Genomic DNA, 255 nt, shown 5'->3' with positions numbered 1-255 from the left:
GGTGCCGGACGAGTTGTGGGAGCTGTTCCAGCGGGTGGTGCCGGCCGCGCCGACCCGACCGCAGGGCGGTGGCCGTCGCCGCCACGGGGACCGGGAGGTACTGGCCGCGATCGTGTTCGTGGCCACCTCCGGATGCACATGGGCCCAGCTGCCGCCGTGTTTCGGACCGTCCGGGCCGACCGCCCACCGGCGGTTCGCGGAGTGGACCGCAGCCCGGGTCTGGGCGAAGCTCTACCGCCTGGTCCTGGACGAACT

Annotated in this window: 1 protein-coding gene; it reads left to right on the top strand. The window is 73.7% G+C overall.

Annotated elements, in window-relative coordinates; genetic code table 11:
* Window position 1: 1 nt before the first annotated feature.
* Window positions 2-255: IS5 family transposase (locus tag OO48_RS34180; RefSeq protein ID WP_033223635.1), on the top strand; the 254-nt coding region annotated here is incomplete at its 3' end.

The organism is Kitasatospora phosalacinea (genome assembly GCF_000716545.1).
Taxonomy (GTDB): Bacteria; Actinomycetota; Actinomycetes; order Streptomycetales; family Streptomycetaceae; genus Kitasatospora; species Kitasatospora phosalacinea.
This window is presented reverse-complemented; position numbering and strand designations above follow the sequence as displayed.